Genomic DNA, 592 nt, shown 5'->3' with positions numbered 1-592 from the left:
CAACGCGCCAGCATGTCCACATCCTGCGTTTGTTGCAGCGCGAAAATCAGCGTCGCGGAGTGCGTGAGCTGGGCTTGCTGCGCCAGTTCGGCGTTACTGTCCAGCAGTTGCCAGTGGTCGGATAATGCAGGCGCGCCTTCCAGCACGCTGCGCTCCGCATAAAACAGGTTTTCATCGTTCAGGAGCGGCGTGATGGACGCAGGATCGTCGTCCTCATCGCGCAACAGTTGCCATCCCTGGGTTTGCGGCGTCATCAACACCGCCAGATTGGCGTTAATGCCACCACCTTCACTCCACCAGGCGATCAGATATTGGGCGCGATCCTGCTGCCATTGCAGGTGCGCCAGGCCATACAGGGTACGGTGCTGCGTGGTCAATATTCCGCGCAATCGCCCTACGCCGCTGCCGTGGGCCACCACCACCAACGCACACTGCCGCTGCGCCAACCAGGCCGCCGTATGGGTAATCCAACGCTGAAGCTGTTCGGTAGAAAAATCCTTCCACTGCGTCGCGGGCAGCAGCAAAACAAACAGGCGCTGACGCGGCGCGATGGCTCGGGTGACGTCATTGGTCAAGGCCATCAATGCCGCTT

At 60.6% G+C, this 592-nt stretch carries 1 protein-coding gene; it reads right to left on the bottom strand.

Annotated elements, in window-relative coordinates; genetic code table 11:
* Window positions 1–592 (bottom strand): cellulose biosynthesis protein BcsE (locus tag J5224_RS34115; RefSeq protein ID WP_264629279.1); only part of this gene is annotated, 592 nt, incomplete at both ends.

The organism is Candidatus Symbiopectobacterium sp. NZEC135, assembly GCF_025962695.1.
Note: the sequence above shows the minus strand (reverse complement) of the source record. Positions and strands in the feature narration are given on the sequence as shown.